Annotated in this window: 22 protein-coding genes, 1 tRNA gene and 3 pseudogenes; 10 read left to right on the top strand and 16 right to left on the bottom strand. The window is 60.5% G+C overall.

Annotated features, from left to right (window positions below; all coding sequences use genetic code 11):
* Positions 1-73 precede the first annotated feature (73 nt).
* Complete coding sequence (locus tag ACZ1HM_RS04270; RefSeq protein WP_472741448.1) at positions 74-2,509, bottom strand: mechanosensitive ion channel family protein; 2,436 nt, start codon at positions 2,507-2,509, stop codon at positions 74-76.
* Between the two features lie 358 nt (positions 2,510-2,867).
* Between ACZ1HM_RS04270 and ACZ1HM_RS04265 the strand changes: the two are divergent.
* The 7 genes and pseudogenes from ACZ1HM_RS04265 to ACZ1HM_RS04235 all read left to right on the top strand — a co-directional run bounded on the left by ACZ1HM_RS04265 (position 2,868) and on the right by ACZ1HM_RS04235 (position 9,333).
* Positions 2,868-4,075, top strand: a pseudogene (locus ACZ1HM_RS04265) (glycosyltransferase family protein).
* Positions 4,075-5,318 (top strand): annotated as a pseudogene (locus tag ACZ1HM_RS04260) (glycosyltransferase family 4 protein). The pseudogenes ACZ1HM_RS04265 and ACZ1HM_RS04260 overlap by 1 nt, the downstream one beginning before the upstream one ends.
* Positions 5,318-6,388, top strand: a complete 1,071-nt coding sequence (locus tag ACZ1HM_RS04255) for a glycosyltransferase family 4 protein (RefSeq protein ID WP_472741446.1) — start codon at positions 5,318-5,320, stop codon at positions 6,386-6,388. Before ACZ1HM_RS04260 ends, ACZ1HM_RS04255 begins: the two are co-directional and overlap by 1 nt.
* Positions 6,385-6,968, top strand: a pseudogene (locus ACZ1HM_RS04250) (histidine phosphatase family protein). Before ACZ1HM_RS04255 ends, ACZ1HM_RS04250 begins: the two are co-directional and overlap by 4 nt.
* A gap of 544 nt (positions 6,969-7,512) precedes the next feature.
* Positions 7,513-8,109, top strand: coding sequence for a glycosyltransferase (locus tag ACZ1HM_RS04245; RefSeq protein ID WP_472741444.1), 597 nt, complete (start codon positions 7,513-7,515; stop codon positions 8,107-8,109).
* Positions 8,099-8,860, top strand: coding sequence for a polysaccharide deacetylase family protein (locus tag ACZ1HM_RS04240; protein ID WP_472741442.1), 762 nt, complete (start codon positions 8,099-8,101; stop codon positions 8,858-8,860). Before ACZ1HM_RS04245 ends, ACZ1HM_RS04240 begins: the two co-directional genes overlap by 11 nt.
* Positions 8,857-9,333 carry a class I SAM-dependent methyltransferase gene (locus tag ACZ1HM_RS04235; RefSeq protein WP_472741440.1) on the top strand — a complete coding sequence of 159 codons (477 nt, stop codon included), beginning with the start codon at positions 8,857-8,859 and terminating at the stop codon, positions 9,331-9,333. Before ACZ1HM_RS04240 ends, ACZ1HM_RS04235 begins: the two co-directional genes overlap by 4 nt.
* An 18-nt stretch (positions 9,334-9,351) precedes the next feature.
* Here ACZ1HM_RS04235 and ACZ1HM_RS04230 read toward each other — a convergent pair whose 3' ends face one another.
* The 3 genes from ACZ1HM_RS04230 to lepA form a co-directional block, all read right to left on the bottom strand.
* The gene (locus tag ACZ1HM_RS04230) at positions 9,352-10,182 is read right to left on the bottom strand and encodes a 3-oxoadipate:acetyl-CoA acetyltransferase (protein ID WP_472741438.1); all 831 of its coding nucleotides are present in this window, start codon (positions 10,180-10,182) and stop codon (positions 9,352-9,354) included.
* Between the two features lie 404 nt (positions 10,183-10,586).
* Positions 10,587-11,183, bottom strand: a complete 597-nt coding sequence (locus ACZ1HM_RS04225) for a hypothetical protein (protein ID WP_472741436.1) — start codon at positions 11,181-11,183, stop codon at positions 10,587-10,589.
* A 119-nt stretch (positions 11,184-11,302) separates the two neighbouring features.
* Entirely contained in the window at positions 11,303-13,102 is a 1,800-nt protein-coding gene (gene lepA, locus ACZ1HM_RS04220) for a translation elongation factor 4 (RefSeq protein ID WP_472741434.1), read from the bottom strand.
* A 352-nt stretch (positions 13,103-13,454) separates the two neighbouring features.
* Here lepA and ACZ1HM_RS04215 point away from each other — a divergent pair, with 352 nt between their 5' ends.
* Both ACZ1HM_RS04215 and ACZ1HM_RS04210 read left to right on the top strand, forming a co-directional pair.
* Complete coding sequence (locus ACZ1HM_RS04215; protein WP_472741432.1) at positions 13,455-14,471, top strand: Hint domain-containing protein; 1,017 nt, start codon at positions 13,455-13,457, stop codon at positions 14,469-14,471.
* Positions 14,472-14,628: 157 nt separating this feature from the next.
* Positions 14,629-14,991: a hypothetical protein gene (locus ACZ1HM_RS04210; protein ID WP_472741430.1), complete on the top strand. Its 363-nt coding sequence runs from the start codon at positions 14,629-14,631 to the stop codon at positions 14,989-14,991.
* Between the two features lie 55 nt (positions 14,992-15,046).
* On the opposite strand, the gene ACZ1HM_RS04205 is transcribed toward ACZ1HM_RS04210, so the two are convergent.
* The 10 genes from ACZ1HM_RS04205 to ACZ1HM_RS04160 form a co-directional block, all read right to left on the bottom strand.
* A complete protein-coding gene (locus ACZ1HM_RS04205; protein ID WP_472741428.1) occupies positions 15,047-15,634 on the bottom strand; it encodes a GNAT family N-acetyltransferase in 588 nt (195 codons plus the stop codon).
* Between the two features lie 69 nt (positions 15,635-15,703).
* Positions 15,704-16,096 (bottom strand): ketosteroid isomerase-related protein, encoded by a 393-nt coding sequence (locus ACZ1HM_RS04200; RefSeq protein ID WP_472741426.1) that lies wholly within the window; start codon positions 16,094-16,096, stop codon positions 15,704-15,706.
* Entirely contained in the window at positions 16,093-16,554 is a 462-nt protein-coding gene (locus tag ACZ1HM_RS04195) for an arsenate-mycothiol transferase ArsC (protein WP_472741424.1), read from the bottom strand. The genes ACZ1HM_RS04200 and ACZ1HM_RS04195 overlap by 4 nt, the downstream gene beginning before the upstream one ends.
* Positions 16,555-17,034, bottom strand: coding sequence for a UPF0262 family protein (locus tag ACZ1HM_RS04190; RefSeq protein WP_472741422.1), 480 nt, complete (start codon positions 17,032-17,034; stop codon positions 16,555-16,557).
* 256 nt (positions 17,035-17,290) lie between these two features.
* Positions 17,291-17,929 (bottom strand): hypothetical protein, encoded by a 639-nt coding sequence (locus ACZ1HM_RS04185; protein ID WP_472741420.1) that lies wholly within the window; start codon positions 17,927-17,929, stop codon positions 17,291-17,293.
* Between the two features lies 1 nt (position 17,930).
* The gene (gene hisD / locus ACZ1HM_RS04180) at positions 17,931-19,232 is read right to left on the bottom strand and encodes a histidinol dehydrogenase (protein ID WP_472741418.1); all 1,302 of its coding nucleotides are present in this window, start codon (positions 19,230-19,232) and stop codon (positions 17,931-17,933) included.
* Between the two features lie 113 nt (positions 19,233-19,345).
* Entirely contained in the window at positions 19,346-19,852 is a 507-nt protein-coding gene (locus ACZ1HM_RS04175; RefSeq protein ID WP_472741416.1) for a GNAT family N-acetyltransferase, read from the bottom strand.
* A complete protein-coding gene (locus ACZ1HM_RS04170; RefSeq protein WP_472741414.1) occupies positions 19,849-20,319 on the bottom strand; it encodes a DUF2948 family protein in 471 nt (156 codons plus the stop codon). Before ACZ1HM_RS04170 ends, ACZ1HM_RS04175 begins: the two co-directional genes overlap by 4 nt.
* The gene (murA, locus tag ACZ1HM_RS04165) at positions 20,316-21,587 is read right to left on the bottom strand and encodes a UDP-N-acetylglucosamine 1-carboxyvinyltransferase (RefSeq protein ID WP_472741412.1); all 1,272 of its coding nucleotides are present in this window, start codon (positions 21,585-21,587) and stop codon (positions 20,316-20,318) included. Before murA ends, ACZ1HM_RS04170 begins: the two co-directional genes overlap by 4 nt.
* A 1-nt stretch (position 21,588) precedes the next feature.
* Entirely contained in the window at positions 21,589-21,762 is a 174-nt protein-coding gene (locus ACZ1HM_RS04160; protein ID WP_472741410.1) for a hypothetical protein, read from the bottom strand.
* A gap of 86 nt (positions 21,763-21,848) precedes the next feature.
* On the opposite strand from ACZ1HM_RS04160, the gene ACZ1HM_RS04155 reads away from it, so the two are divergent.
* A tRNA-Thr gene (locus ACZ1HM_RS04155) sits at positions 21,849-21,923 on the top strand.
* A 503-nt stretch (positions 21,924-22,426) separates the two neighbouring features.
* On the opposite strand, the gene ACZ1HM_RS04150 is transcribed toward ACZ1HM_RS04155, so the two are convergent.
* A complete protein-coding gene (locus tag ACZ1HM_RS04150; protein ID WP_472741408.1) occupies positions 22,427-23,704 on the bottom strand; it encodes a DsbA family protein in 1,278 nt (425 codons plus the stop codon).
* Between the two features lie 19 nt (positions 23,705-23,723).
* Positions 23,724-25,625, bottom strand: coding sequence for an alkyl/aryl-sulfatase (locus ACZ1HM_RS04145; protein WP_472741406.1), 1,902 nt, complete (start codon positions 25,623-25,625; stop codon positions 23,724-23,726).
* Positions 25,626-25,658: the final 33 nt, after the last annotated feature.

Genomic DNA, 25,658 nt, shown 5'->3' with positions numbered 1-25,658 from the left:
CGTCTGCGGCGCGGTTGCTTTGCGTTAGGGGGCGGCGTGGTGTTGAGGGGCGCGCCTTGGGTCAGGACACTAACTAGCGGTCGTCGCCGCCCTGATCTTCGGCACCGGGCAATTCGTCTTCTTCGATAGCCGCTTGGGCGGCAGAGGTGACTGCGCGGCGTTGGTCTTCGGTCAGCTCCTCTGCTTTGCCATCGGCCAGGCGCACCGTTACTTCGCGGTGGGCGAATTTGATGCCTTCGCGTTCAAAGAGGATGCGAATTTCTTCATAAACACGTTTGCGGATCACCCATTGGTCACCCGGCTTTGTCATGAACTTGACGCGGATGATCATGGCGCTGTCTTGCATTTCAATCACGCCTTGGGATTTCAGCGGTTGGATGAAGTCGGGGCCAATGACGGGGTCTTCGAGCAGCCGCTGGCCCAGTTTCTTGATCAGCTTGCGGACCTTTTCGACATCCGTGTCATAGGTCACCCGCAGGGGCAGTTTCATCATCACCCAGTCGCGGGAGTAGTTGGTCATCACCTGCAGCTCCCCAAAGGGGATGGTGTGCAGGGCACCCAAGTGATGGCGCAGTTGGAAGGAACGCACTGAGATTTTCTCAACCGTGCCTTTGACGCCGTTGACGTCGATGTATTCGCCTTTGCGAAAGGCATCATCAAAGAGAAAGAACGCGCCCGCAAAGATATCGCGCACCAGTGCTTGGCTGCCAAAACCGATGGCCACGCCGACGATACCAGCACCGGCAAAAAGCGGGCCCACGTTCACCCCAAGTTCCATCATCACGATGAGCAGGATCGACACGACAACCGTGATCAGCACGATGTTGCGGAAAAGCGGCAGCAGCGTGGCCAGACGCGAGGCAGAAGAACCGCCGCCCTCATCGCCCAATTCGGCTTCTTCTTGGTCGCCCACTTCTTCTTGGATCTTGCCGTCGATCCAGATGCGGAACGCGTGGTAGATGATATAGCCGATGAAGATGATCGCCATGATGTCGAGCAGCCTGTCGGCATAGCTTTCCACCATTTCGGCGCTTTCATTGTCCCAGATGTAGAAGAAGGCATAAAAGCCCGCGACAAAGGCCAGAATGCCGGCAACACGGCGCGCGAGACCTTCAAATGAGTGCATGTGCCGGATCTGGCCCACGGCGGCGCGCGCCTCTTCTTCGGCCTGGCGTGTTTCGGCCAGCTCTTCTGAGAGTTTGGCCGCGTCCGCCGCATCCGCCGCCTGCGCTTCTGCCTGGGCCAAAGCGGCCTCTTGCGCCTCCTCCTCTGCCATGATCGCATTCATCCGGCGCAGCGCACGCGCGCGGGCAAAGCCACGCTCAATCAGGTAGTTGATCACGCCGTAGACCACGATGATGCTGCTGAGGATGGCATAGGCCCCGGCAATCAACGGGATCGGATCGGGGTTGCCCAGCACCAGCTCATAGGTCAGCTCAAACCAGGCGATCACCACATAAAGGATAACCACAGGTGCCCAGGCGCGGCTGAGCGTGCGCATGATCGCGCTGCTTTCAGCGGGGGCTTTGCCCGCCAGCATCGCGCCGGAAATGGCGCGGCGGTTCACCATCACCATGACGATGTTGCACATCACAATGAACGCCGACAGGATTGAGGACAGGAACGCATAAACGTCATAGTTCAACCCCAGTTCCGCAATCCACGCCCCAAACAGGATCGCGCAGATATCAAGCGTTGCCAGCCCCCAAAGCCAGCGGTGCAGGCGGTTGGCGTCCCGGTCATTCAGCGCGGGAATGCGGTATTGGCTGAGGTAGGGCGACAGGATCATTCGCCACAGGCCCGCCACGAAACGGCAGGTAAAATAGCCGATGTTGATCAGCGTAGCGGTGTATTGCAGTGCGGTATCTTCCAGCGGGCCAAACAGGATGAACCCCAGGATGTAGGCCACGGTCATTGACACCAATATACCGCCTACCCCGCCCAAAAAGCGCAGCACCAGGAACGGCATCTTTTCGGTATAGCCTTGAGGATCTGATTTTATGCGCGGCACGATCACGTGGATCATGATCCGCTTGCCATAAATCTGGCGCTCGAAAAGCACGCCGACTGCAAACAGCAGCAATGAATAAAACAGCACCTCGCCATAGGCAAAAAGCGTGCCATCCGGGCTGGCGGCCCGCAGGATGAACAGCACCTCGTTGAACGAATTGGGCAGCTGCAACATCCGGTCAATCAGGGCCGTGCGGAACGTGACCAACTGGTCTTGTACCATCATCACCGCAGATCCATCCGGGTCCACCTCTGCCGCCTCGGGCGGGGATTCGGGCAGGCCGGTGCCAGGCACCAGATTGCCAGCACTGTCGATGATCACCACGCTCACCCCGTTTTCAGCGGCCTGGCGCATGATTTCCTCGATGCGGCTGGCCTCTGCCTCGGCTTCTGTGTCCGGTGTGGTCAAAAACGGACTGACGCCCTGGGCCTGCGCGCTCTGCGACAGAGGCAAACAGATCAGGCAAAACAAAACGCTCAGCAGGGACAGGATTCGCATGGCGACCTCATGGTTCTTTTGCGCCACGCTACCCCAGTTTGCGCCTAAGCTGAATCACGAATGCTCAAACCCCGCTGATCACACGACAACGCCCAACATCCCAAACCATCGCCCCGCCCCCACGAGGCCGATCTGGCGCAGCATCGGGCTTCATCTTTCCCCTAAAACTCATTTGCAACGGTGCCACCATATGCAGCGACATCACATTGGCACAACTTCCGCTCCTGCGGCTTACATGCCGGGGCTAACTGTGCCATAGGATGGACGAACGCGGGTGTCAGCGACATCCAAAACAGCAAGACGAATGAACCCCAAGCGGTGTGGCACCTCACGGTGTCCCCTGGGGCTGGGTGAGACGATGGGGCCAACGCTCTCAACACCGGGCGCGGTAGGAACCTCAACGCGCCGCGTGATGTTTTACAGCCATGACACCTTTGGCTTGGGCCACCTACGCAGGTCGCGCGCGCTTGCGGCTGCGATCACAGAGGCTGATCCCAAAACTTCGGCGATTATCCTGACCGGTTCTCCGGTGGCGGGGCGGTTTACTTTTCCCGAACGGGTGGACCACATCCGCCTGCCGGGGGTCACCAAACTGTCGGATGGCAGCTATATCAGCCAGATGCAGGGGATCAGCATTGATGATACCACATCCCTGCGCGCCGGGCTGATCCAAAGTTCGGTGGAACGCTACGAACCCGATCTTTTGATCGTCGACAAAGAACCCACAGGCTTTCGCGGTGAATTGCTGCCCACGTTGGAATATCTGCGGATGCGGGGGGCGCGCACGCGCACGGTTCTGGGGTTGCGCGATGTGCTGGATGAGCCTGAGCTGCTGTCAGCGGAATGGGAACGCAAAGGCGCCGTGGCGGCGGCTGAAAACCTTTATGATGAGCTTTGGGTCTACGGCGTGCGCGATATCTATGACCCGACCGAAGGGTTGCCCTTCTCTGACAAAACCCGCGCGCGCATGCATTGGACAGGCTATCTGCGCCGCGAAATTACCGATGCCTCAGATGCGCCCGACACCCCTTATGTCCTGATCACCCCCGGTGGCGGCGGGGACGGGGCGGCGATGGTTTCATTGGTGTTATCCGCCTATGAACAAGACCCCGATCTGTCGCCAAACGCGGTTTTGGTCTATGGCCCGTTCCTGTCTGGTGAGGTGCGCGATGCTTTTGATGCGCGGGTGGCGCGGCTAAAGGGGCGGGTCACGGCGATGGGCTTTGAAAGCCGGATCGAATCCTTTTTGCAGGAGCCGTCGGCGTTGTCTGCATGGGCGGCTACAACACTTTCTGTGAGGTGCTGTCTTTTGATAAGCCCGCGGTCATCCTGCCCCGTACCAAGCCGCGGCTTGAACAATGGATCCGCGCCAGCCGCGCCGAAGATCTGGGGCTTGTGCGGATGCTGGATGAAAACCGCGACGGTATGACCACCCAGGCCATGATCGCCGCCATCCGCAACCTGCCCCACCAGCCGCATCCGTCTGAGGCGGGGGCCGATGGGTTGCTGGATGGGCTGGATGTGGTGATTGAACGGGCCAACGCCCTGATGGAAAGAGACGTATAATGTCCACAAAGCCCACACTTGCGGTCGTGGTCAAAGGTTGGCCACGGCTGTCTGAGACCTTTATTGCGCAAGAACTGGTGGCGCTAGAAGAGGCTGGTCTGGCCTTTGAAATCTGGTCGCTCCGCCATCCAACTGACAAAAAGCGGCATCCGCTGCATGACCGGTTGCAGGCCACTGTCAGATACCTGCCCGAATACCTACGCCATGAACCCGCGCGCGTGGGCCGCGCCATGGGGGCAGCGGTGGATTTGCCGGGGTTTGAGGCCGCCGCAGCCGCCTTTGCCGCAGATGTGGACCGCGATGATACCCCCAACCGGCGCAGGCGCTGGGGACAGGCCTGTGTGATGGCCACTGAGATGCCTGCCGATGTGGCCGGGATCTATGCGCATTTTCTGCACACGCCGTCCTCCGTGGCGCGCTATGCGGCCATCTTGCGCGGGATACCGTGGTCCTTTTCCGCCCATGCCAAAGACATTTGGACCTCCCCGAATGGGAGCTGCGCGAAAAACTGTCTGAGGCGCATCATGGGGCGGCCTTTGGGGCCACCTGCACGGGCTTTGGCGCAAAGCACCTGCAAGACTTGGCAGACCGGCGCGACAGGGTGGATCTGGTCTATCACGGCCTGGATCTGTCGCGTTTTCCCGCGCCTCCTGACCGCGCGCTGCGCGTAGCGGATGCGCCTTTTCACATGATGTCCGTTGGGCGGCTGGTGGAAAAAAAGGGCTTCGACAACCTGATTGATGCGCTGGCCCTTTTGCCCGCCACGCTCAACTGGCACTGGACGCATATTGGCGGCGGGGCTTTGGATGCCCAGATGCGCGCCCGTGCCGAAACCCAGGGGATCAGCGACCGGATCACCTGGCGTGGTGCCTGCGATCAGCCCGAGGTGATAGAGGCGATGCGCCGCGCGGATCTGTTTGTCCTGCCCTCGCGCATTGCAGCCGATGGGGACCGCGACGGGCTGCCCAATGTGCTCATGGAAGCGGCAAGTCAAAAGCTGGCCATTCTCAGCACGCCGGTCTCAGCCATTCCTGAGTTCATCGACGACGGCACCCATGGTCTGTTGCGCAGCGATGCCCCCGCCGTTCTGGCCGAGGCGATGACCTGGGTCGCGGCCCACCCCGACAAAGCGCGCCACCTGGCAGATGCCGCTTATGACAGGTTGACGGCGGATTTCCTGATGCATCCCGGCATCACCCACCTCAAGGCCCGCATCACAGCGATGCTGGCACAGGGGGCGTGATGCGGCTGGCTTTTTATGCGCCGATGAAATCACCAGACCATCCCGTGGCCTCCGGGGACCGCAGCATCGCCCGCGCTTTGATCAAAGCCCTGCAAGACAGCGGGGCAGAGGTTGATCTGGTCAGCACCTTGCGCAGCCGCGATGGCGCAGGAGACGCCCAGGTGCAGGCCGATCTGATGCAGGCCGCCCAAACCGAGCGGGACCGCATCCTTGCAAATCCCGCGCCCTGGGATGCCTGGATCACCTATCACAACTATTACAAAGCGCCCGATCTGCTGGGACCCGCCATCACCAAGGCTCTTGGTCTGCCCTATCTGCTGGTCGAAGCGACGCGGGCGCGCAAGCGGCTGACCGGACCTTGGAAGGCCTTTGCCCAGCAAGCAGAAGCCGCAACAGATGCAGCGCAGGTGGTGTTCTATTTCTCCAACCGCGATGCAGAGGCCCTGCGCCGGGATGCGCCTGCCGACCAACAGCATCTGCATCTGCGCCCGTTCCTGGCGCAGACAGCGCTGCCCCATGCGGCCAAAGGCGGCACAACACTTTTGAGCGTCGGCATGCTGCGCCATGGCGACAAACTGGCGTCCTACCGTTTAATAGCAGCCACGTTGGCCCTGATCACAGACCTGTCTTGGCAGCTGCACATCGTGGGCGACGGCCCCGCGCGCGCAGAGGTCGCAGCCCTGATGGCCCCCTTTGGCGACCGGGTGGTGTATCACGGCACCCTGCACGGTGCAGCACTTGACGCCCAGTACCACAATGCCGGACTGTTTTTCTGGCCCGGCGTGAATGAGGCCCTCGGCATGGCCTATCTTGAGGCACAGGCCGCAGGTCTGCCGATCGTCGCCCAAGACCGCCCCGGCATGCGTGAGGTTCTGGCCCCCGCCCCCTACCCCGATGTTGATGCCGGACCCGAAGGGCTTGCCCATATGCTGCGCCATCTGCTGACCAATGATACCGCGCGCGCCAGTGCCAGCAGCACAGCCCGCGCCCATGTCGCGGCACATCATCTGCTGGCTCAGGCCGGCCAAACGCTGCAACAAGGGCTGGCCTTGGCCGGGGTGGCGACATGATCCGGCTTGCTTTGATCCGGCATGGCCACACGGCCTGGAACCGTGCGGGGCGTATTCAGGGGCGCACGGATATCCCGCTGGATGCAGAGGCGCGGCAGGATCTGGCCAAGCTCACCTTGCCAGCCGATTGGATCAACGCCGCACTTTGCGCAAGCCCGCTGGCGCGCGCGCAGGAAACCGCGCGGCTGATATCTGACCGCACTCCCAACGCTGAGCCTGCTTTGATGGAGATGAACTGGGGCGATTGGGAAGGCGCGCAAGCGGCTGTGCTGCACGCTGATCCCGGCAGTGATCACCGGCCAATCGAAACCTGGGGCTGGAACTATACGCCGCCGAATGGCGAAAGCCCGGCAGCACTGCGCGCGCGGCTGGTGCCTTGGATGGCAGCTTTGCAGCAGGACACCGTTGCCGTCTGCCATATCGGTGTGATGCGGGTCATTCTGGCCTTGGCCACCGGCTGGCAGTTTGAGGGGCCTGCCCCTTTCGGATCAAGCGCAACCGGCTCTATGTCCTCGACATCCACGAAGGGGCGCTTACCCTGCACCCCGATCCCGTCCGATTGGTGGAGCGCGGATCATGAAGATCATGATCGTGGTCACACATCTGTTGGGCACCGGGCATCTGACCCGTGCCGTCACCCTCGCTGAGGCATTTCATGCAGGCGGCCACAGCCCCGTTGTCGTCTCAGGCGGGATTTGGCCCGCCCATCTGCCAACGCCACCCTTTGAGGTGGTCCAGCTGCCCGGCATTCGCTCCGATGGGGTTGATTTTGCACGCCTTTTAAACAGCGACGGCCAAGAAGTGACGCCTGCGGCACTGGCCACCCGGCAAGCGGCCCTTTTGCAGGCGTTAGAGCGCATTCAACCCGATGCCCTAATCACAGAGCTTTTCCCTTTTGGCCGTCGCATCCTCAAATCAGAGTTTGCCGCCCTGCTGCAAGCCGCCCAAGCACTGACGGCTGCGCCCAAGGTCTTTGCCTCCATCCGTGACATCCTGGCCCCGCCGTCAAAACCGGCCAAGGCCGACTATGCGGATCAGATGGTGGCAGCGCATTACGATGCCGTCCTCGTGCACAGTGACCCGGCCCTGACTCCATTGGAAAAAGTTGGCCGGTCTCAGACCTATTGGCCGCCAAACTGCGCTACACCGGGTTTGTCAGCCCGCCCCCCAGCGGGCCACATCCAACGCAGGCAGGCGAGGGCGAGATTATCGTCACTGCAGGCGGCGGTGACGTGGGGCAGGCGCTTTTTGAATGCGCTGTTGCGGCGGCGGCTTTGGACGGGGATATGCGGTGGCGGCTTTTGGTGGGCGGGCAGGATGCAGAGGCGCGTTGCGCGACCCTGCGCCAGTCAGCGCCCGCCAACGTGGTGGCCGAACCGGCGCGCCGGGATTTCAGGCAGATGCTGCATCACGCCACGGCCAGCGTTTCCTTTTGCGGCTATAACACTGCCCTCGATATCCTGCAGGCCCCCTGCCCTGCGGTCTTTGTGCCCTTTGACGCAGGCAGCGAGGTGGAACAGAGCATTCGCGCGACAGCCTTGGCGCAGGCCTCAGGGATTGCGATGATCCGCAGCGCGGATTTGACACCCGCCGCCTTGTTGCATCAGATCAAACAGGGTCAGGCCCAGGGCCGCGCTGCGGGCATCCCGCTTATGGCTTCCGGGGCGCGGCGCACGGTTGAGATTGTCACGGATGTCGTTGGGGGCGCTGATGACCGCTGACTGGTCCGCGATATCACAAGAGCTGTCCTTTTGGCGGCGCGACGGATTGCAGCTGCGCCTCTGGTGGCGCGATGACGATGCGATTGCGGCAACACCTGCGCTGGAGCGGCTCAACGCGCTTTCCATACGGCTCAGTATGCCGATCCACCTCGCGGTGGTCCCCAAAGACGCGGATGACAGCCTGGTCAGGTTTTGCGGGGCCGCCCCCAACCTTGTCCCGGTGGTGCACGGCTGGGCCCACCATAACCACGCTGAGCCGGGCCAAAAGAAGGCCGAGTTTGGCGCGGCCCGCCCCGATCTTGAACAAGACGCCGCCGCAGGCTTGGCACGACTGAGCACGCTTTTTGGCAGCGATTGCCTGCCCGTTTTTGTCCCGCCCTGGAACCGCATCCACGAAAGCCTGCTGCCCAAACTCCCCGCTCTTGGGTTTGCGGCACTCTCCACCTACGGCCCGCGCAAGACCGCCATCGCGGCACCCGGGCTGGCGCAGATCAACACCCATCTTGATCCCATTGACTGGCGCGGCAGCCGCAGTCTGGTGGAGGAACCTGTGTTGATTGACCGGCTGCTGACCCTGCTGCAAGACAGGCGCCAGGGAAAGACGGACAACGCCGAACCCTTAGGGATATTGACCCACCACCTTGTGCATGATGCCGCCATCTGGGGCTTTACAGAACGTTGCATCTCTCATCTACAGGACGGCGGCGCATTGGCCCAAGGCAGGCTGACGATGGAAGGACACACCGCATGAGCAGATTGGAATCCATGTACCGGCGGCTGGGGGCCCAGATTGATGGGCTGAACTGGGCCGCAGCGCAGATTGCGCCGGTTGCGGGCGATGTGCTTGAGCTGGGGTTGGGCAATGGCCGTACCTATGACCACCTACGACAGGTGCTGCCGGACCGGCGGATCTGGGTCATTGAACGGCTCGTATCACCGCACCCCGATTCCATGCCCCCGCAGGATGATATCCTGCTGGGCGAAGCGCTGGATATCCTGCCCTCCTTGGCTGCAAGGGGCACAACGATTGCCCTGGCGCATTATGATTTGGGCAGCGGGATCAAGCACTTGGACGTGGATGAGGCGGCAGAGCTTTCGGCCATGATCGCCCCCGTCATGACGCCTGGCGGCCTGGTTGTGTCTCAACAACCGCTGCCGGGTTTCACGCAGGTGTCCGGCCCGGATACGGTCCACCCTGAACGCTATCTTTTCTACCGGGCCTGACGCCGCAAGTCGGACCGCCTAGGCCGGGCGCAGCTGCAACATATCGCGCGCCTGGGCTGGGGTTGCGACAGGGCGTTCGTAGTGTTCACACAGCGCTGCGGCCCGCTGGATGAGGGCGGCGTTGGAGGGGGCCAGCGTGTTTTTGTCGAGGCGCACGTTGTCCTCAAGCCCGGCGCGCGTGTGCCCGCCTGCGGCGATGGCCCATTCGTTGAGCACCAGCTGATTGGGGCCAATTCCGGCAGCACACCAGAGCGCGTCGGGGGCCAGGCGGTTGAGGGTTTTGACATAGAAATCAAAGGTTTCGCGATCGGCTGGCATGGCGTTTTTGACGCCCATGACGAACTGCACATAAAGCTGGCCGGGGATGCGGCCATCGCGGTTCATCTCGGCTGCTTTGTGGATGTGGCTTAGATCAAAAGCCTCAATTTCCGGTTTAATATCATATACTTGCATCTCACTCGCCAGCCAATCCACAAGGTCTGGCGGGTTCTCATAGACCCGCGTGGGGAAGTTGTTGGAGCCAACAGAAAGGCTGGCCATATCGGGCCTGAGGGGCAGCATCCCGCCGCGCTCCTTGCCCGCGCCCGAACGCCCGCCGGTGGAGAATTGTATAATCATATCAGGGCAATGCCTCTTCACCCCCTCCATCAATGCCGCGAATTTATCTGGGTCGGAGGACGGGGTTTCATCGGCGTTGCGGACGTGGGCATGGCAAATGGACGCGCCCGCCTCATAGGCTGCGTGCGTGCTATCGATCTGCTCTTGTGTGGAGATCGGGACGGCCGGGTTGGCGGCTTTGGTGGGGACAGAGCCGGTGATGGCGACGCAGAGGATGCAGGGGGTGGTCATGGGGGTAAGGCCTTGGGATTATGTGATTTTTCGGCGTTAACGGGTGGAACGGTTAAGATTTGGTGAATTGTCACACAGTGTACACCGCGCGTGCACTGGGCGTACAGACGTGTGTTTTGGCATCGCAACCGGTGAGAACGTGTTAACCTTGGGTGAACAGCAGTACGTTTTTTCGTGTACGTTTTTGGTAATAACTACTCCACCATACACCAGCTACCTCTCAGAGATATCAAAACGACAGTTGTTCCATAGCTTTTCTGCTTTATCACGAGCAATTCTAAAGCAGTCTCCTGAAATGTCGAAACTGGTTCCGTTCACATGACAATACAGAGCTTCGATTAATTCCACTGTCGTATTAAGAAGTTTCTTTTCATCGCCATACTTCATGTTTCGGTCAAAACCATTCAGCTCTCGCCATGTTTTTGTGAGTGAGTGGGAAGACCAATCACGCAAGTTGCGAACAGCTTGGACTTCGATTTTTTTGCCGTTATCTTAACGGAAGCAATCGCTTTGAGGATCGCGTCGTTTGAAATAATTGATCTTTCGTCGGCAAACTCTTGATGCAAGGCATTCATAGCTTCAGATATCGTATCTCGTCTGGGGTCATCTTCGCGAGGCTTCAGATTTTGAACACCCCCTCGCAAGTACGCCTGTCGAATATCTTCTGCTAACTGTCGAATGACCCGTTCGTCATCAATTAGTGCAATCACAGTCGGGATAGAGACTGCATTTGCTTCACTCTTGTCCCAGAGACTTACCAGTCGAATGATTTCCATTCGAAACTGTGCATCCACAAATACGTTAAATGCCGATGCTGCGCGCGAACACGGAATCTGTTTTGATAGCTGGTCGCTGTAGATGATGATTTCGTTTGCAGTATGCAATTCAATAACATGCTGCACACGGTAAGTTAGCTCTTTGGTAACTTCCCTAGCTTTATCAATTCTATCTTGAAATGTCCAAGTTTCTAGCTGTTCAGCAAATGACTTTCGCTTTGGCAAACCTGTCTCTCCTTAATTGAGGACGGTTGGACACATAGACGGAACCAGAGTGACCCCGCGCCTTGCAGCGCAAGCGTCTCACCCCACCGTCTTTCATCCGTGCTGCAAATCGTCGGCTGTTAGCCGTCCATCTTCAGTGCGCTGATGAAAGCCTCCTGCGGAATATCCACCTTACCGAACTGGCGCATTTTCTTCTTACCGGCCTTCTGCTTTTCCAGCAGCTTCTTCTTCCGCGTCGCGTCGCCACCATAACATTTGGCCGTCACGTCTTTGCGCATGGCGCTCAAAGTCTCGCGCGCAATCACTTTGCCGCCGATGGCGGCTTGGATCGGGATTTTGAACATGTGGCGGGGGATCAGGTCTTTCAGCTTTTCGACCATCGCGCGGCCTCGGGCCTCGGCGCGGTCGCGGTGGACCATGGTGGAGAGCGCGTCGACGGGTTCGTCGTTCACCAGGATCGCCATCTTCACCAGGTTGTCGGTGCGGTAGCCGATCATCTGGTAATCGAATGAGGCGTAGCCCTTGGTCACGCTTTTCAGCCGGTCATAGAAATCAAACACCACTTCGTTCAGCGGCAGGTCATAGACGACCATGGCGCGGGAGCCTGCGTAGGTGAGATCTTCTTGAATGCCGCGGCGGTCCTGGCAGAGTTTCAGCACGTCGCCCAGATATTCGTCGGGCACCAGGATTGTGGCCTTGATGCGCGGCTCTTCTAGGTGGTCCACATGGGTGAGGTCGGGCATGTCGGCGGGGTTGTGCAACTCCGTCATGGTGCCGTCTTTCATGTGGATGTGATAGATCACCGAGGGTGCTGTGGTGATCAGCTCAATGTTGTATTCCCGCTCAATCCGGTCGCGGATCACTTCGAGGTGCAGCAGGCCCAGAAAGCCACAGCGGAAGCCAAAGCCCAGCGCGGCGGAGGTTTCCATTTCAAAGCTGAAGCTTGCGTCATTGAGGGCCAGTTTTTCGATGGCATCGCGCAGGTCTTCGAATTCAGCGGAATCGACGGGGAAGAGGCCACAGAAGACCACAGGCTGGGAGGGCTTGAAGCCATCCAACGCGTCTTCGGTGCCTTTTTTCTCATGCGTGATCGTGTCACCCACACGGGTGTCACGGACCTGTTTGATGGAGGCGGTGAGGAACCCCAGCTCACCCGGGCCCAGCGCGTCAATCTCTGTCATTTGCGGGCGGAAGACGCCGATGCGGTCCACGTGGTGGGTGGAGTTGTTGGACAACATGCGGATGCGGTCGCCCTTTTTCAGCTGGCCGTCCATGATGCGCACCAGGACGATCACGCCGAGATAGCTGTCGTACCAGCTGTCCACCAGCATCGCCTTGAGCGGCGCATCCAGCGTGCCGGTGGGCGCGGGCAGACGGGTGACGATGGCCTCAAGCGTGTCTTCAATCCCGATGCCGGTTTTGGCGGAGACCTGGATGGCGTCGGTGGCGTCGATGCCGATGACGTCTTCGATCTGCTCGGCCACGCGATCACAATCGGCGGCGGGCAGGTCGATTTTGTTCAGGACGGGCACGATTTCATGATCGGCCTCAATAGCGTGATAGACGTTGGCCAGGGTCTGGGCCTCAACCCCTTGGGTGCTGTCCACGACCAGCAGAGAGCCTTCGACCGCGCGCATGGAGCGGGAGACCTCATAGGCGAAATCCACGTGGCCGGGCGTGTCGATGAGGTTGAGGACATATTCCTCGCCGTCTTTGGCGGTGTAGTTGATCCGCACAGTCTGGGCCTTAATGGTGATGCCGCGCTCACGCTCAATGTCCATGTTATCAAGCATTTGCTCTTTCATGTCGCGGTCCGCCACGGTGTTGGTGGACTGGATCAGACGGTCAGCGAGCGTGGATTTCCCGTGGTCGATATGAGCGACGATGGAGAAATTGCGGATATGGGATAGCGGTGTCATGCACAGGGATATGAGCCAGGGCGCGGTGGGGGTCAAGGTGGATGATGTCGCGGGTGAAATTGGCGGCGTTGGGGGGCTGCGGATTTGATTTGTGTGCGGCGGTTTTTCGGGCTGGATCGGCGTGCGGCGGGGGCGTTTTGAAGGTGCGGGAGAGGCTGCCGAGTGTTGCGGGTGAAAGGTGTGGCGGCGGAGGGGCGTGGAGGGGCTGCCTGGTGTACCCAAGACAGCCGGGCTGAGGCCTCGACACTCTGAAAAGATTTTTTCGCGATTGCCCCAGTCCTACCGCATTCTCAGAAAATTATCGTCGAATTCGTTTCGTAACTCTTGGACAGCCGACCAAGAGGGTTAGACCATGAGCTACGACATCTACGTGCTGGAAGAGAACGCCGTCACCATTTCAGGTGGGGTCGGTCTTGATGGGGTTACCCAAGGCGATGGCAGCCATCTGCCCGGTCAGACCATCACGCTGAACGCGCCAGCTTGGGTGCCGATCTCCATCACGGATGATGATGCGAATTTTCAGGACAACGATGGCAGTCAGACGCTGGATGGTCCGGCCACGTTGAACGGCACCACCTATGGATCGGGCACCAAGGTTGAGGCTGAATACGGGATCACGGTCACCGATGGCACCAATTCCTGGACGCTGTTGGGCTTTAATGTCACCAACTCATCCCCCTCTTATGGCACGGTTGAGGGATTGGCTTTTATCGGTGGTGCGGGGGTTCCCCCCGTAAGCGTGCCCTTGACGGTCACGAGTTCACTGGAAGGGCCCAATTTTGCAGCCGCCGATTATGCCACGCCGATTTGCATGGCGGCGGGCACGTTAGTGGAAACCCCAGATGGTCTGGTGCCGGTTGAACAGATTGCCGTTGGCGATCTGGTGCACACACGCGATCACGGGGTGCAAACGGTCCGCTGGCATGGCAAGCGAGAGGTCCTCTCCTTGGCGTCGTTTCAGGCGGTGCGCTTTGAGACCGGTGCCATTGGCAACACGCGGCCCCTGGTGCTGTCCCAGCAGCACCGCGTCTTGGTGGAAGGTTGGCAGGCGCAGTTGATGTTTGGCGAAGATGAGATCCTGGTTTCTGCGGTGCATCTGGTCAACGGCAAGACCATCCGTTTGCTCAAGAAAGCGGAGATCACCTATCACCATCTGCTTTTGGACTCCCATGCCGTGATTTGCACCGAAGGGGTGTGGACCGAGAGCCTGCATCTGGGGACAGAGACGCTGAAAAACCTTGACCCCAAGGCGCGCGGTGAGCTGGTGGCACTTTATCCTGATTTGGCACAACCTGCCTCAGCGCCTGCGGTCCGCCTGGGCTACCCTGCTGCAAACGGACGCGAGGCACAGGTACTGGCCGCCGCCTGAGCGCCGTTGCGTCAAGGGCTGAATGGGCAGTCTACGCCGGGCCTGACAGATGCATTTTTCGTGAATTGCCCCGCTGCGGCGGATGCGGCATACTCTGCGGAAAATAGACATGGGCGAGAGGGGCCAACCCTTTGCGCCCCAGGGCAAGGCAGTTGTCATGATACGTTTGACGGTGGTGCTGGTGGCACTTTTGGGATTGGTCGCTTGTGGCGGTGGATCACGCTATGCCTCAACCAAAGCGAATTACGGGGCGTCGACGGTGCTGTTTGCCTCTGGCCCGCTGCAACAGGCCTGCCGGGCGGATCGGCGCAAGGCGGCATCACGGGCGCGATGCGGCTGTATTCAGGCGGTCGCCAACAGAGAGCTTTCGGCCTCAGACCAGCGGCGCGGGGCGTCTTTTTTCAAAAACCCTCACCGGCTTCAGGAAGTGCGCCAGTCTGACAACGCGGGCAATGAGCGGTTTTGGGCAGCATGGAAAGCCTATGGTGCGCGGGCCGCGGAGCTTTGTGCGGGCACGTGATGGGACGATCCCTTTGAAGGGATCGGTGCGAAGCCTTTAAAGGCTTCGGCCACGCTCACAAATCGCGGTGCCAAAATTGCAAGGGTTTGGGGGTTTCATCCGCCTTACCTACGTCTTTCCAATGAAATTGCGCCACAACGCCCGGCAAAGGCCGGTATCCCCGTGCGCGCCAAAAGGGATCGAGCGGCGCATAATCTGCAGGCCTGGCAGGATGATCTGCAGGGCGCTGCACCCCGCAAAAACAGCAGCTTTCAAAGCCCAGCGCCCGTGCGTGGGCCTCGCGCAGGTCAAAAAACCGGTGGCCCACGCCTCTGCCGCGATAGGCGGGCAAGAGCACGCTTTCCGCGCAATAGAATATCTTGGCCAGATCAAGCCCGGTCTGCGCAAAGGCCGCTGCGAAATCATCGGCGTGATCGGTGAGCGGGGTGCCGGTACTGGCCCCCACAAGGGTTGCGCCATCATAGGCCCCCACGACAAGGGCGCCTGCGCTGTTGCGGTAGCTTTGCAGGTAGGCTTCCTCATACGCGGGATCGCCATCGTAGAGATAGGGCCAGGCCCGAAAGACCGCGATCCTGAGCTGCGCCACATCGGGCAGTGCGGCGGTCAGGGCGTCACCTGTCAGGGGGCGGATGTCGAGGGGCATAACAAGCGATTTTGGGGGTGCAACGGGGGAATTGAGTTATAGAGGAAAGATGAAGCCCGGGGGCGTGGATCACCCCACCTGGCGGGTCCAGTCAGAGAGATTGTAGCGGGTTGTCACGCGCGTGATCTTACCCTCTGCAATGTCAAAAAAAGAGCCTGCGGGCAGTGTGTAGGTTTGCCCCCGCGCCTCAGGCAGGCCTGCGTCAGTGGCCAGATAGGTGCCGTTCACGGTGTATTCTGCGGCACCTCGACTGCCGTCTTCGTTGACGAAAAGCACCATGTCGGTGAGCGTTTCATCATAGCAGCGCGTCATATGGGCACAAAAGGCTGCGAATTTTTCCTTGCCCAGGCGCACGTCCCCTTCGTTGACGTGATGGGCCACATCATCTGACAGGCAGGCCAGCATGGCATCTGTGTCTTTGGCGTTGAAAGCGTCGAAGTAGGTTTTGAGAAGAGCGGTCATGCGGTGTCCTTTGGCGGGCCGAAACGCGCGATGAGGCGTTCGGAGATTTGGTCGCGGGCGGCGCGGAATTGAGTGAGTTTTGCCTCACGTGTTTCGCCCAGACCGGTGGGATCAAGGATCGGCCAGTATTCGACCTCAAGGTGGAAATAGCGCGTCAGTTCCAGCGCACGGCGTTGGCTGGCAGGCGACAGGGCGATGACCAGATCGAAGGAAGAAAGATCATCGCCCCAGTCCTCCATTTCGTCAAAGCTACGAGAGCGGTGGCGGGACAGCTCCACATCCATTTCAGCACAGACGGCGATGGAAAAGCCGTCGATTTCCAGGTCATTCTTAACACCAACCGATTGCACATAGGTGCCGGTGCCGTAGTACTTTTTCATGATCCCTTCGGCCATGGGCGAGCGCACGGCATTGTGGTCACAGCAAAACAGCACCGACTGAGGCAAATCGCCTGACATCTAGCCCCCGAAGTGCAGCACGCAGATGAGGGTAAAGAGGCGGCGGGCGGTATCTGTGTCGATCTCGGCCTTGCCCTCCAGGCGTTCTTGCAGGACGCGGGACCCTTCGTTGTGAATGCCGCGGCGTGCCATGTCGATTGTCTCAATCTGGCTGGGCGGGAGTTTTTTTACAGCGTCAAAGTAGCTTTCGCAGATCTGGAAGTAGTCTTTGACCACCTGGCGGAAGGGACCCAATGACAGATGGAATTCGGCGGCTTTTTCCGCCTTTTCGGTGGCCACGTCAAAGACCAGCCGTTTGTCACGGATTGAAAGCCCCAGATGATAGGGGCCTTGCGGGACGGGGCGGTCATCGCGGGGTGGGATCACGAATGTGTTGTCTTCCAACAGATCGAACATGGCGACTTTGCGCTCTTGTTCGATCTCCGGCGTGGGGGGCGGAAGATTGGCGTCGTCTAGGTTTATTTCTGTGATGCGAGACATGGCGCATCCTTTCCAGGCGGGAGGGTCTAGCGCCAGAGATACGCCAGCGGTTTTGCCATGGCAATGGCCCCCAAAGGTTCACGCAGCGCCACAAGGCGCCACAAAGGGCACCACTGCACACCCATTCGCCGCAAAAACCGCAAGATGACAGGGCGCGCAGCCCGTGCTTCATCTTTCCTCTACAACTCAAAAACACCCTAACAACCAACGCAACGCCTGCGTTGCGCGAACCCCAGCTGCACGCTTATGGCTTGGTCTAACTCAACAAAACGTAGTTGGCGATGACCAGGATCATCGTGGCCACCAACAGCGCGTGACGCGCCGTTTTTGCGTGTCCCTCAAGGGTGATGCCCTGCGTCATGGATTGGCTGGCGCTAAGCACGATGAGGAAAATGAAGGGTTGCATCACATCAGGTGGGGCAATCACCCCTCCTGCCAATGATATCATCATGGCCAGCAGCATCAGGAAAACCGGCGGTGCCCAATAGGTGATGGGCCAGCCTTCCAGCATCGAGGTATCCGCGCGGCGGCCTCGGGTTATGAAGGCCACCACCATGGGCAGAACCAGCGCCAGGCCCACGATCAGGCTGACAAAGACGGGCAGTGGCAGGTAAACGCCTGCGCCGGTGAAGATGCCAAAGAGCACAATTGCGTCAAAAACCACCATCGCGCAGCGAGCGTAGAGATCTTTGGGGCCGACCTTGACTGCGGCAAGCAGGGCCTTAAAGCTCGCGTCGCGGATGCCCAGGGCCGTCATGTGGATGACGATGGCCAGGCTCGCCATCACGGCCAGGGGCACCGGGGCGCGGTTGGCTGAGGTGTAGATCAAAAACACCGCCACCCCCATGAAAAGGGGGGCGATCAGCTGGCGCGGGGCGAGGGTGACGGGGATCATATCAGCGGTTCAACTTGCTTAGACGTGCGCTCACACTCAGGCCGTGCGCTTCAAGGCTCTCAGAACTGGCGAGCCGCTCAGCCGCAGGGCCAATGGCCCGCAGGGCTTCTGGCGTCATATGGGCCAGCGTGGTGCGTTTCATGAAATCAAGCACCGACAACCCGGAGGAAAAGCGCGCGGAGCGGGCGGTGGGCAGGACGTGGTTGGGCCCGCCGATGTAATCGCCAATCGCCTCGGGCGTCCATTGGCCCAGGAAAATCGCGCCAGCGTGGGTGATCTGCGCGCTCAGCGCCTCAGGATCGGCCACGCAAAGCTCCAGATGCTCGGGCGCGATGCGGTTGGACAGTGCCGCAGCTGAGCTCAGGTCCGGCACGGTGATGATGGCGCCGTAATCGCGCCAGCTGGCCCCCGCGATGGCGCGACGCTCAAGCGTTGTGAGCCGTTTGTCCACCGCCTCAGCCACGGCCGCGCCAAAGGCGGCATCTGTGGTGATCAGGATGGATTGCGCGCTTTCATCGTGTTCGGCCTGGCTGAGCAGATCGAGGGCGATCCAATCAGGATCGTTGTCCCCGTCCGCGATGACCAGAATTTCCGAAGGCCCTGCGATCATGTCGATGCCCACTTTGCCAAAGACCCGGCGTTTGGCTGCGGCCACAAAGGCGTTGCCGGGGCCGGTGATCTTGTCCACGGGCGCGATGGTGTCCGTGCCGTAGGCCAACGCCGCCACGGCCTGAGCGCCACCGATGCGGTAGATTTCATCCACACCCGCCAGTTGCGCGGCCATCAGCACCAGCGGATTGGTTTCCCCGTCTGGCGTGGGCACCACCATGGCCAAGCGCCCGACACCCGCCACCTTGGCAGGCACCGCGTTCATCAGTACGGAGGATGGATAGCTGGCCAGCCCGCCCGGCACATAAAGTCCTGCCGCAGACACCGGCGTCCAACGCCAGCCCAGGGTGGCGCCCACCTCATCCGTCCACTGGGCGTCTTCGGGCAGTTGGCGTGCGTGATAAGCGCGGATGCGCGCAGCGGCCAGCTCCAACGCTTCTTTATCAGCCGCAGGCACGCGGGCCACGGCTTCTGCGACTTCGTCAGCCGAGATGCGCAGGGTTTCAGGCGTGAGGGTGATCCGGTCAAACTTGGCCGTCAGATCAATCACCGCATGGTCACCCCGGTCGCGGACATCGGCGATGATCTCTGCCACCACGGCATCCACATCCGGGCTGTCTTCGCGTTTGGCAGAAAGCAGCGCGGCAAAGGCTGTTTCAAAGTCAGGGTCTGTCGCGTTGAGAGTGACGGGCATGTCTGCGGGTGCTCCAAAAGGGATTGATGCCCAGGCCAAGGACGGGAGGTCTTCCACCACAGGCCCAGTGTTGCGGCTGGATTTAGAGCGTTGCGCGCCTTGGTACAAGCGGGTCAGGACCGCGCAGGGGCGCTGAGATCGCAGATCATATGGATATCGGCGTAAGACACCCCATCTATGATCACCGCATTGGGTTTGGTGCCATAGGCCGCAAAGCCCAGCGCCTTATAGAGCGCCTGCGCGGTGGTGTTGTGCTGTGCCACGGCTAGTTCGGCCTGCATGCATCCCGCCGCGGCAACAGCCCCAAGCACATCCTGCATCAGCGCGCGGGCCGCCCCCTGTCCCCGATGGGCTGGTGTGACATAAAGCGGGCCAATCTGTGCGCTGTGTTTGGTGCGGGTCAGCGTGCCGGGGCGGGCGACGACAAACCCCGCCAGGCTGTCATTCGCAAACGCGCCAAAGAAGAGGCCCGCGTCGATGCCTTGGGCGAAAGGGACATCTGGGATCGCCAGCAGCTCATCCTCGGTCAGCAAAAACGAGGTCGGGTCAGACCGCAGGCCTTCGGCCCAGAGCGCGCGCAGCGCGGGTGCATCCGCAGAGGTGAGCCTGCGGCGGATCATTCGGGGTGTTGCGGCATCTTTTTGGACGGGGCCACATAGGGTTTTGTGACGTCTTTGAGCGTGACATCAATCGCCTCAACCGTCAGGCGCAGGGCACCGTCCCCAGCAAGGGTCAACAGAATGTGGCCTGAGGGGCTTTCGGTTTCCTCAAACGTCAGGCTGAGAAGCGACAGCACGGTATCGCCATCGCCGCGCGGCACGCCCTGGCTGGCCACGGCCTGTACGGTGTTGAACATCAGTACCGACTGCACGCGTTCGGGGGCATGTCGGGTCTTGCCCTCATCCTCCCAACGGACCCGGTTGAGCAGGAGGGCAAAGCGCCCTTCGGCCCGCATCCAGCGCATTTCAGAGCCGGGAAACACCGCGTCTTGGATGAGCGATGAGATGACCTGGAGATCATCCGCATCCAGCGCGCCAAGGTTCAGAGGCGATTCGCGGCCGTCTTCAAAGCGGGCGTCATCTGTCATGTCTCTTTGATCCGTTCGATGTCTGCACCCACGCCGGAAAGCTTGGTGACCACATGTTCATATCCGCGGTCCAGGTGATAGACCCGTGCGACCTTGGTTTCCCCTTCTGCCGCCAGCCCCGCCAGAATAAGCGAGACAGAGGCGCGCAGGTCCGTGGCCATCACGGGTGCCCCTTTGAGCCGTTCCACACCTGTCACCGTGGCCGTGCCGCCCTGGACATCAATGTCAGCCCCCATGCGCATCAATTCAGGCGCGTGCATAAAGCGGTTTTCGAAAATTTTCTCTTCGAGCACCGAGGTCCCATCAGCGGTGCACAAAAGCGCCATCATCTGGGCCTGCAGATCGGTGGGAAAGCCTGGGAAGGGGGCGGTGGTGACATCCACCGCCTGGATGCGGCCATTTCGGCGGGCCACTTTCAGGCCGGCCTCTGTCTCAGTTACATCAATGCCTGCGGCGTCGAGTTTTTCGCAAAAGGATTCCAGCAGTGCGATGCGGCCGCCCAGCAGTTCCACCTCACCGCCACAGACGGCGGGGGCCAGCATGTAGGTGCCAAGCTCAATCCGGTCGGTGACAACCTTGTGGGTGGCCCCGTGCAGGCGGTCCACGCCCTGGATGGTGATGCTGGAGGTGCCATCGCCCTCAATCTGGGCGCCCATCGCGCGCAGGCAAGTCGCCAGATCCACGATCTCAGGCTCGCGCGCGGCGTTGTTGATGACGGTGGTGCCCTTGGCCAGGGTCGCGGCCATCAGGATGTTTTCAGTGGCCCCGACAGAGGCGAAGGGGAAATCAATCACCGCCCCTTTGAGGCTGCCGCCGGTGGCCTTGGCATGCAGGTAGCCATCGCGCAGCTCAATCTCCGCGCCCATTTTGGCCAGGCCATCGGTGTGGATGTCCATGGGCCGCGCGCCAATGGCGCAACCGCCGGGCAAAGACACCTCAGCATAGCCTTCGCGCGCCAAAAGCGGACCCAGCACAAGGTTGGAGGCGCGCATCTTGCGCACGATGTCATAGTCAGCTCGGGTATTGACCGGGCCGTGGCTGGCCATGGCGATGACCTTACCCTCTTGGAGCGACGTCACCTCGGCCCCGAGCGATTGCAGCAGCTGCGTCATGGTGCGGATATCGCTGAGCCGGGGCGCATTGGTCAGCGTCAGCGGCTCTTCGCTGAGCAGGGTGGCGGGCATCAGGGTAAGGCAGGCGTTTTTGGCACCCGCGATCGGGATTGCGCCCTGCAGCGTTTTGCCGCCTCTGACCAGGATTGAGTCCATCTTAGCTGCTTTCCTCATTAGGGGCGGTACCCGGGTCCGCCGCATCGTTCTGGGCCTGGCGCGCGCGGGCCTGTGCCTTGCGCCGCCCCATGTTTGCCTTCAGCGCCGCCTTGAGCCGGTCAGCCCGATCCTGCGCTTTGGTTTTGGGGGTTTTGGAGCCACCTTTGTCTGCCATGCCGCCTCTCTAGCGCAGCACTGCGGGAGGGTCCAGATTTGGGTTGCAGTGTTTTTGGTTTGCCGCTAATGACCGCGCACATCGGCGCTGCTGTAGCTCAGGGGTAGAGCACTCCCTTGGTAAGGGAGAGGTCCGGAGTTCAAATCTCCGCAGCAGCACCATTAAACCCCCTTGAAAAACAAAAAAGAATTCCCGATTTGCTGGAATTAAGCCACTCACCTTGTGGGGTGATTTCGTGCGATATGGTGTGAGCTGGATGGGATTGTGCGGATTTTTGGTGCAAAATCCGTGCAGTCAATTCTTGAAGCGTTCCGCCAGATCAGGCGGGTTTCATACCGAGCGCGCCAGACGATCGGCCCACAAGATTGATAATGGATCGGCATGCTCAGGTCGTTCAGCCTCCGGTCTATTGTTCGCAGTGACGACACCGGTGCCATCGGCGAACACTCTATTTGATCGGCAAGGTCGGAGGGGAACGCTCCGGTGCCTCTGACCAACCGCTGCATCAATCAACTGCCGGTGCCGCCAAATTGAAGCATCATGCCCCACACCCTTGGACAGGTACGGGCAACACGGACCGTCCCCCGCCACAACTGCGCCGATCAAGAGGCCGCTTCGCTTTGCCCTGCGGTGTTGAAAGAAAAGGCCGTCAGGCTGCGCCTCGCTAGGCTGCCGCGGCCGCGCGCAAGGCGTTTTCGACCACCCAAAGGCGATCCTGGCCCCAGGTGACCGTGTCCCCCACCCGGAACGTGGGCGCGCCCCATAGGCCCAGTGAGATCAGCTTTTTGCGGTTCTCCTCAGCCTCAGCGCGCCAGCTTTCGTCGCTGATGTAGCTCTTAGCCTCAGACCAGTTCAGGCCCGCGCGCGACACGATGCGGCTGAGCCCCCGGTCAGAGGCGGCATCAAAGCCATCGGCCCAAACGCCTTTAAAAAAGCTGGAGGCATAGTCATCATACCGTCCCATCTTGCGCGCATAGGTCAGGATGGATTGGCCACGGCTGACGCCATTTCCCAAGGGATCGACAATGCGGCCGAAGGGGATGCCAAGCCGCTGCGCTTCGCGGGCGGCGTCGCGCATGATGTAGATCTTTTTCTGCGGTGGCACGGCAAGCCCCCGCGTGACCATGGGCAGGATCGCATAAAAAACGAATTTTGCGCCATAGGCCTCGGCCAGCGCGCGGGCCTGATCAAAGGCAATATAAGCATAGGGGCTGCGGAATGAGGCGTAGAGTTCCAAGGTCAGGCCGGGGCGTGGGGCGGTGTTGGCCAGCAGCTTGGGCGGATCAAACAGCGGCTTTGCAGACAGCTTGCTGCGCGTGGCCCCGATGGTTTGCAAGCGGCGTTCCAGGAAATGCAGCCGGTCGAGCCCCCAGTAACATTCCTTTCCATATATGAAGGTCGCGCCAAGGTAGTGCCCGCCCTGGGCCAGCTTGGCATCGCCTTCAGCCATGGCTGGCTGCGGGTCTTTTTGTGGCACCTGGGGCAGTTCCTGCCCTGACCAGAGCGCGGTGCTAATGGCGGTGGCACGCGCGGCAAAATCTGCGCTGTCTAACGCGGCGGCGAGCTGTGCATTGGCTTGCTCCAGACGGCTTGAGCTGGGCACCACAAGCGGGTCGGGCAGATCAAGGCCAACGTGATCCGCCAGAACCTGCGCGTCTTTGCGGGCGTAGAGACCCAGCGCTGCGCGCTCTGGCGTGGCATTGGCGGGCGGGCCTGAGATCAGATGGCAGGCCAGTTCGATATCGTAGCGCGTTTGCAGCTCCGTCAGCACCTGCAGCGTCAGATGCGCATAGGGATCTGCCGCGTCGTGGTAATATTCAACCACACGCTGCGCGTTGCTGCGCGAGAGGATTTTTTCGTGGTGCACATGGCTGCGCTGTCGCTTTTTTTCGCTGAGCGCATGCGCGACGATCCGGGACCGGATCAGAGATTTCACGGTCATCCTCCCCCCCTTTTTGCGCTTACGGCTCAACAATACAAAACGCATCAGCCGGCTCAGCAAAGCTGGCCATCAGCTGTTTTAGGATGCCGACATCGCCCTCAATGACGGTCTTTTCCTCTTCGATCAGTGCGGCCAGCGTGGTTTCCTGCCCCAGGAGTTCGTTGAAATCTGACCGGTTCAACGACAGCGTCAGATCGGCCTGAACCGGTTGGCCCACGGCACTGTGAATGAGCGCGCAATTGTGCAGCCGCAGATGGTGCCTCTCCTGCCGGTCTGGGAAGGCAAATATTAGGCTGAGTGAGGTGCCCGCAGCGCGGTCTGGGTCAATCCAGGTGCCCATTAGGTCAAACAGATCATGCCCAGACAAGGCAGCCAGCGCGGCGGTTTTCTTGCCCGTATAGACACCCATCGTTGAGCGGCCATTGCGCAGTTCATACGCGCCAAAGAGGTAGCTGTTGCGCCAGGTGGCGCATTCCGTGAGGTAGCCCAGCTGTTCATAGGTATCGGCCAAGAGGGTGCGGGCCGCCTTGTGGTTGGGATCGCTAAAGACGGCGTGGTTCATCACCTGCGCCACCCACCGGTAATTGCCTGCCTCAAAATCGGCCTGGGCCCGTTCGACGGCGGCGTCGATCCCGCCCATATAGGCCATCATTTTTTCGCCGGTCTCCACCGGGGGCAGCGGATCAAGGTGGGCGGGCACAGCATCGTACCAGCCCATGTAGAACTGATAGATGGCCTTCACGTTATGCCGCAGTGAGCCATAGTAGCCACGGGTGTGCCAATGCTGTTCCAGCGCGTCGGGCAGTTTGAGGTGTTCTGCAATTTCGTGCGGGGTGAGGCCGCGGTTGATCAGTCGGACGGTTTGATCATGGATGAACTTGTAGAGATCGCGTTGCACCTGGAGGTATTCGCGCACGGCATCGCCGCCAAAGGTGGGCCAATGGTGTTGGCCGATCAGGATGTCTGATGTGTCGCCCCAAAGCTCCAGCGCTTCTGTGATGTAATGCGCCCAATTGGCAGCGTTGCGCACCTTTGCGCCCCGAAAGGGCAGCAGATTGTGCAGGTTGTGCACCGCGTTTTCGGCAAGGTTGAGGACGCGGAACTGCGGCATGTAGATGTGCATTTCTGCCGGGGCTTCGGTGTCGGGGGCCATTTGAAATTCAAATAGAATCCCATCAATCTGGCGGGTATCGCCGGTGTTGATGATCAGGTCATTGGGCGTAGCAAGCTGAGCCTGGCCGCGCGCAAACATCAGCCCCAAGCCGTTATCAACCTGCCCGCGCGGTCCGGGCGGCAGCGCGTTGCCGAATTGATAGATCGCCCTGCGTCGCATGGCGTTGCCCAACAGGATGTTTTCAGAAATCGCATGTTCCAAAAACTCATCTGGCGCGATCAGAGGGATGCGCCCGCTGGCATAGTCATCGGCAGAGGCGACAGCCAGGACACCGCCCCAATGGTCTGCGTGGGTGTGGGTGAGAATCACCCCTGCGACCGGACGCTCCCCGCGGTTTTTATGGTAAAGCGCGAGGGCGGCAGCGGCACCTTCCTGCGTGGACAGCGTGTCGATGACAATAATGCCGGTCTTGCCCTCAACAATTGTCATGTTGGCCAGGTCCATGCCACGGATCTGGTAGACACCCGGCACCACCTCAAAAAGCCCATGCAGCTTGTTGAGCTGCGCCTGACGCCACAAGCTGGGGTTCACACTTTCCGGGCTGGCGCCGCCATCAATGAAGGCGTGGCGATCCATGCTCCACGCCAGGGCGTCAGCGCTGTTTTCATAGGCCGCCGACGGCAGGGTATCTATGAGTCCGCGGGCGGCATCGTCAAAGTCAGCGGCGTTCTCCCAAGGGAGCGTCTGAGAAAACTCGGCCAGCTGTTCGATGACGAATTTGCTCGCTGGTTTTGGCTGTGTGTCCACTGTCGTCTCTTCCCCTGTTGATCACGCGCCCTT

Source organism: Sulfitobacter sp. GN1-4, from assembly GCF_055693825.1.
The sequence above is the reverse complement of the archived record's forward strand: the minus strand, read 5'-3'. Positions and strand labels throughout refer to the sequence as shown.

Coding starts and splice junctions, on each gene's coding strand:
- ACZ1HM_RS04235 (WP_472741440.1), top strand. CDS start 8,857: ATGAGCAGATTGGAATCCATGTACCGGCGGCTGGGGGCCCAGATTGAT.
- hisD (WP_472741418.1), bottom strand. CDS start 19,232: ATGCCCGTCACTCTCAACGCGACAGACCCTGACTTTGAAACAGCCTTT.
- ACZ1HM_RS04200 (WP_472741426.1), bottom strand. CDS start 16,096: ATGACCGCTCTTCTCAAAACCTACTTCGACGCTTTCAACGCCAAAGAC.
- lepA (WP_472741434.1), bottom strand. CDS start 13,102: ATGACACCGCTATCCCATATCCGCAATTTCTCCATCGTCGCTCATATC.
- ACZ1HM_RS04255 (WP_472741446.1), top strand. CDS start 5,318: ATGCGGCTGGCTTTTTATGCGCCGATGAAATCACCAGACCATCCCGTG.
- ACZ1HM_RS04150 (WP_472741408.1), bottom strand. CDS start 23,704: ATGACCGTGAAATCTCTGATCCGGTCCCGGATCGTCGCGCATGCGCTC.
- ACZ1HM_RS04215 (WP_472741432.1), top strand. CDS start 13,455: ATGAGCTACGACATCTACGTGCTGGAAGAGAACGCCGTCACCATTTCA.
- ACZ1HM_RS04270 (WP_472741448.1), bottom strand. CDS start 2,509: ATGCGAATCCTGTCCCTGCTGAGCGTTTTGTTTTGCCTGATCTGTTTG.
- ACZ1HM_RS04195 (WP_472741424.1), bottom strand. CDS start 16,554: ATGTCAGGCGATTTGCCTCAGTCGGTGCTGTTTTGCTGTGACCACAAT.
- ACZ1HM_RS04240 (WP_472741442.1), top strand. CDS start 8,099: ATGACCGCTGACTGGTCCGCGATATCACAAGAGCTGTCCTTTTGGCGG.
- ACZ1HM_RS04170 (WP_472741414.1), bottom strand. CDS start 20,319: ATGACAGATGACGCCCGCTTTGAAGACGGCCGCGAATCGCCTCTGAAC.
- ACZ1HM_RS04185 (WP_472741420.1), bottom strand. CDS start 17,929: ATGATCCCCGTCACCCTCGCCCCGCGCCAGCTGATCGCCCCCCTTTTC.
- ACZ1HM_RS04160 (WP_472741410.1), bottom strand. CDS start 21,762: ATGGCAGACAAAGGTGGCTCCAAAACCCCCAAAACCAAAGCGCAGGAT.
- ACZ1HM_RS04190 (WP_472741422.1), bottom strand. CDS start 17,034: ATGTCTCGCATCACAGAAATAAACCTAGACGACGCCAATCTTCCGCCC.
- ACZ1HM_RS04210 (WP_472741430.1), top strand. CDS start 14,629: ATGATACGTTTGACGGTGGTGCTGGTGGCACTTTTGGGATTGGTCGCT.
- ACZ1HM_RS04230 (WP_472741438.1), bottom strand. CDS start 10,182: ATGACCACCCCCTGCATCCTCTGCGTCGCCATCACCGGCTCTGTCCCC.
- murA (WP_472741412.1), bottom strand. CDS start 21,587: ATGGACTCAATCCTGGTCAGAGGCGGCAAAACGCTGCAGGGCGCAATC.
- ACZ1HM_RS04205 (WP_472741428.1), bottom strand. CDS start 15,634: ATGCCCCTCGACATCCGCCCCCTGACAGGTGACGCCCTGACCGCCGCA.
- ACZ1HM_RS04175 (WP_472741416.1), bottom strand. CDS start 19,852: ATGATCCGCCGCAGGCTCACCTCTGCGGATGCACCCGCGCTGCGCGCG.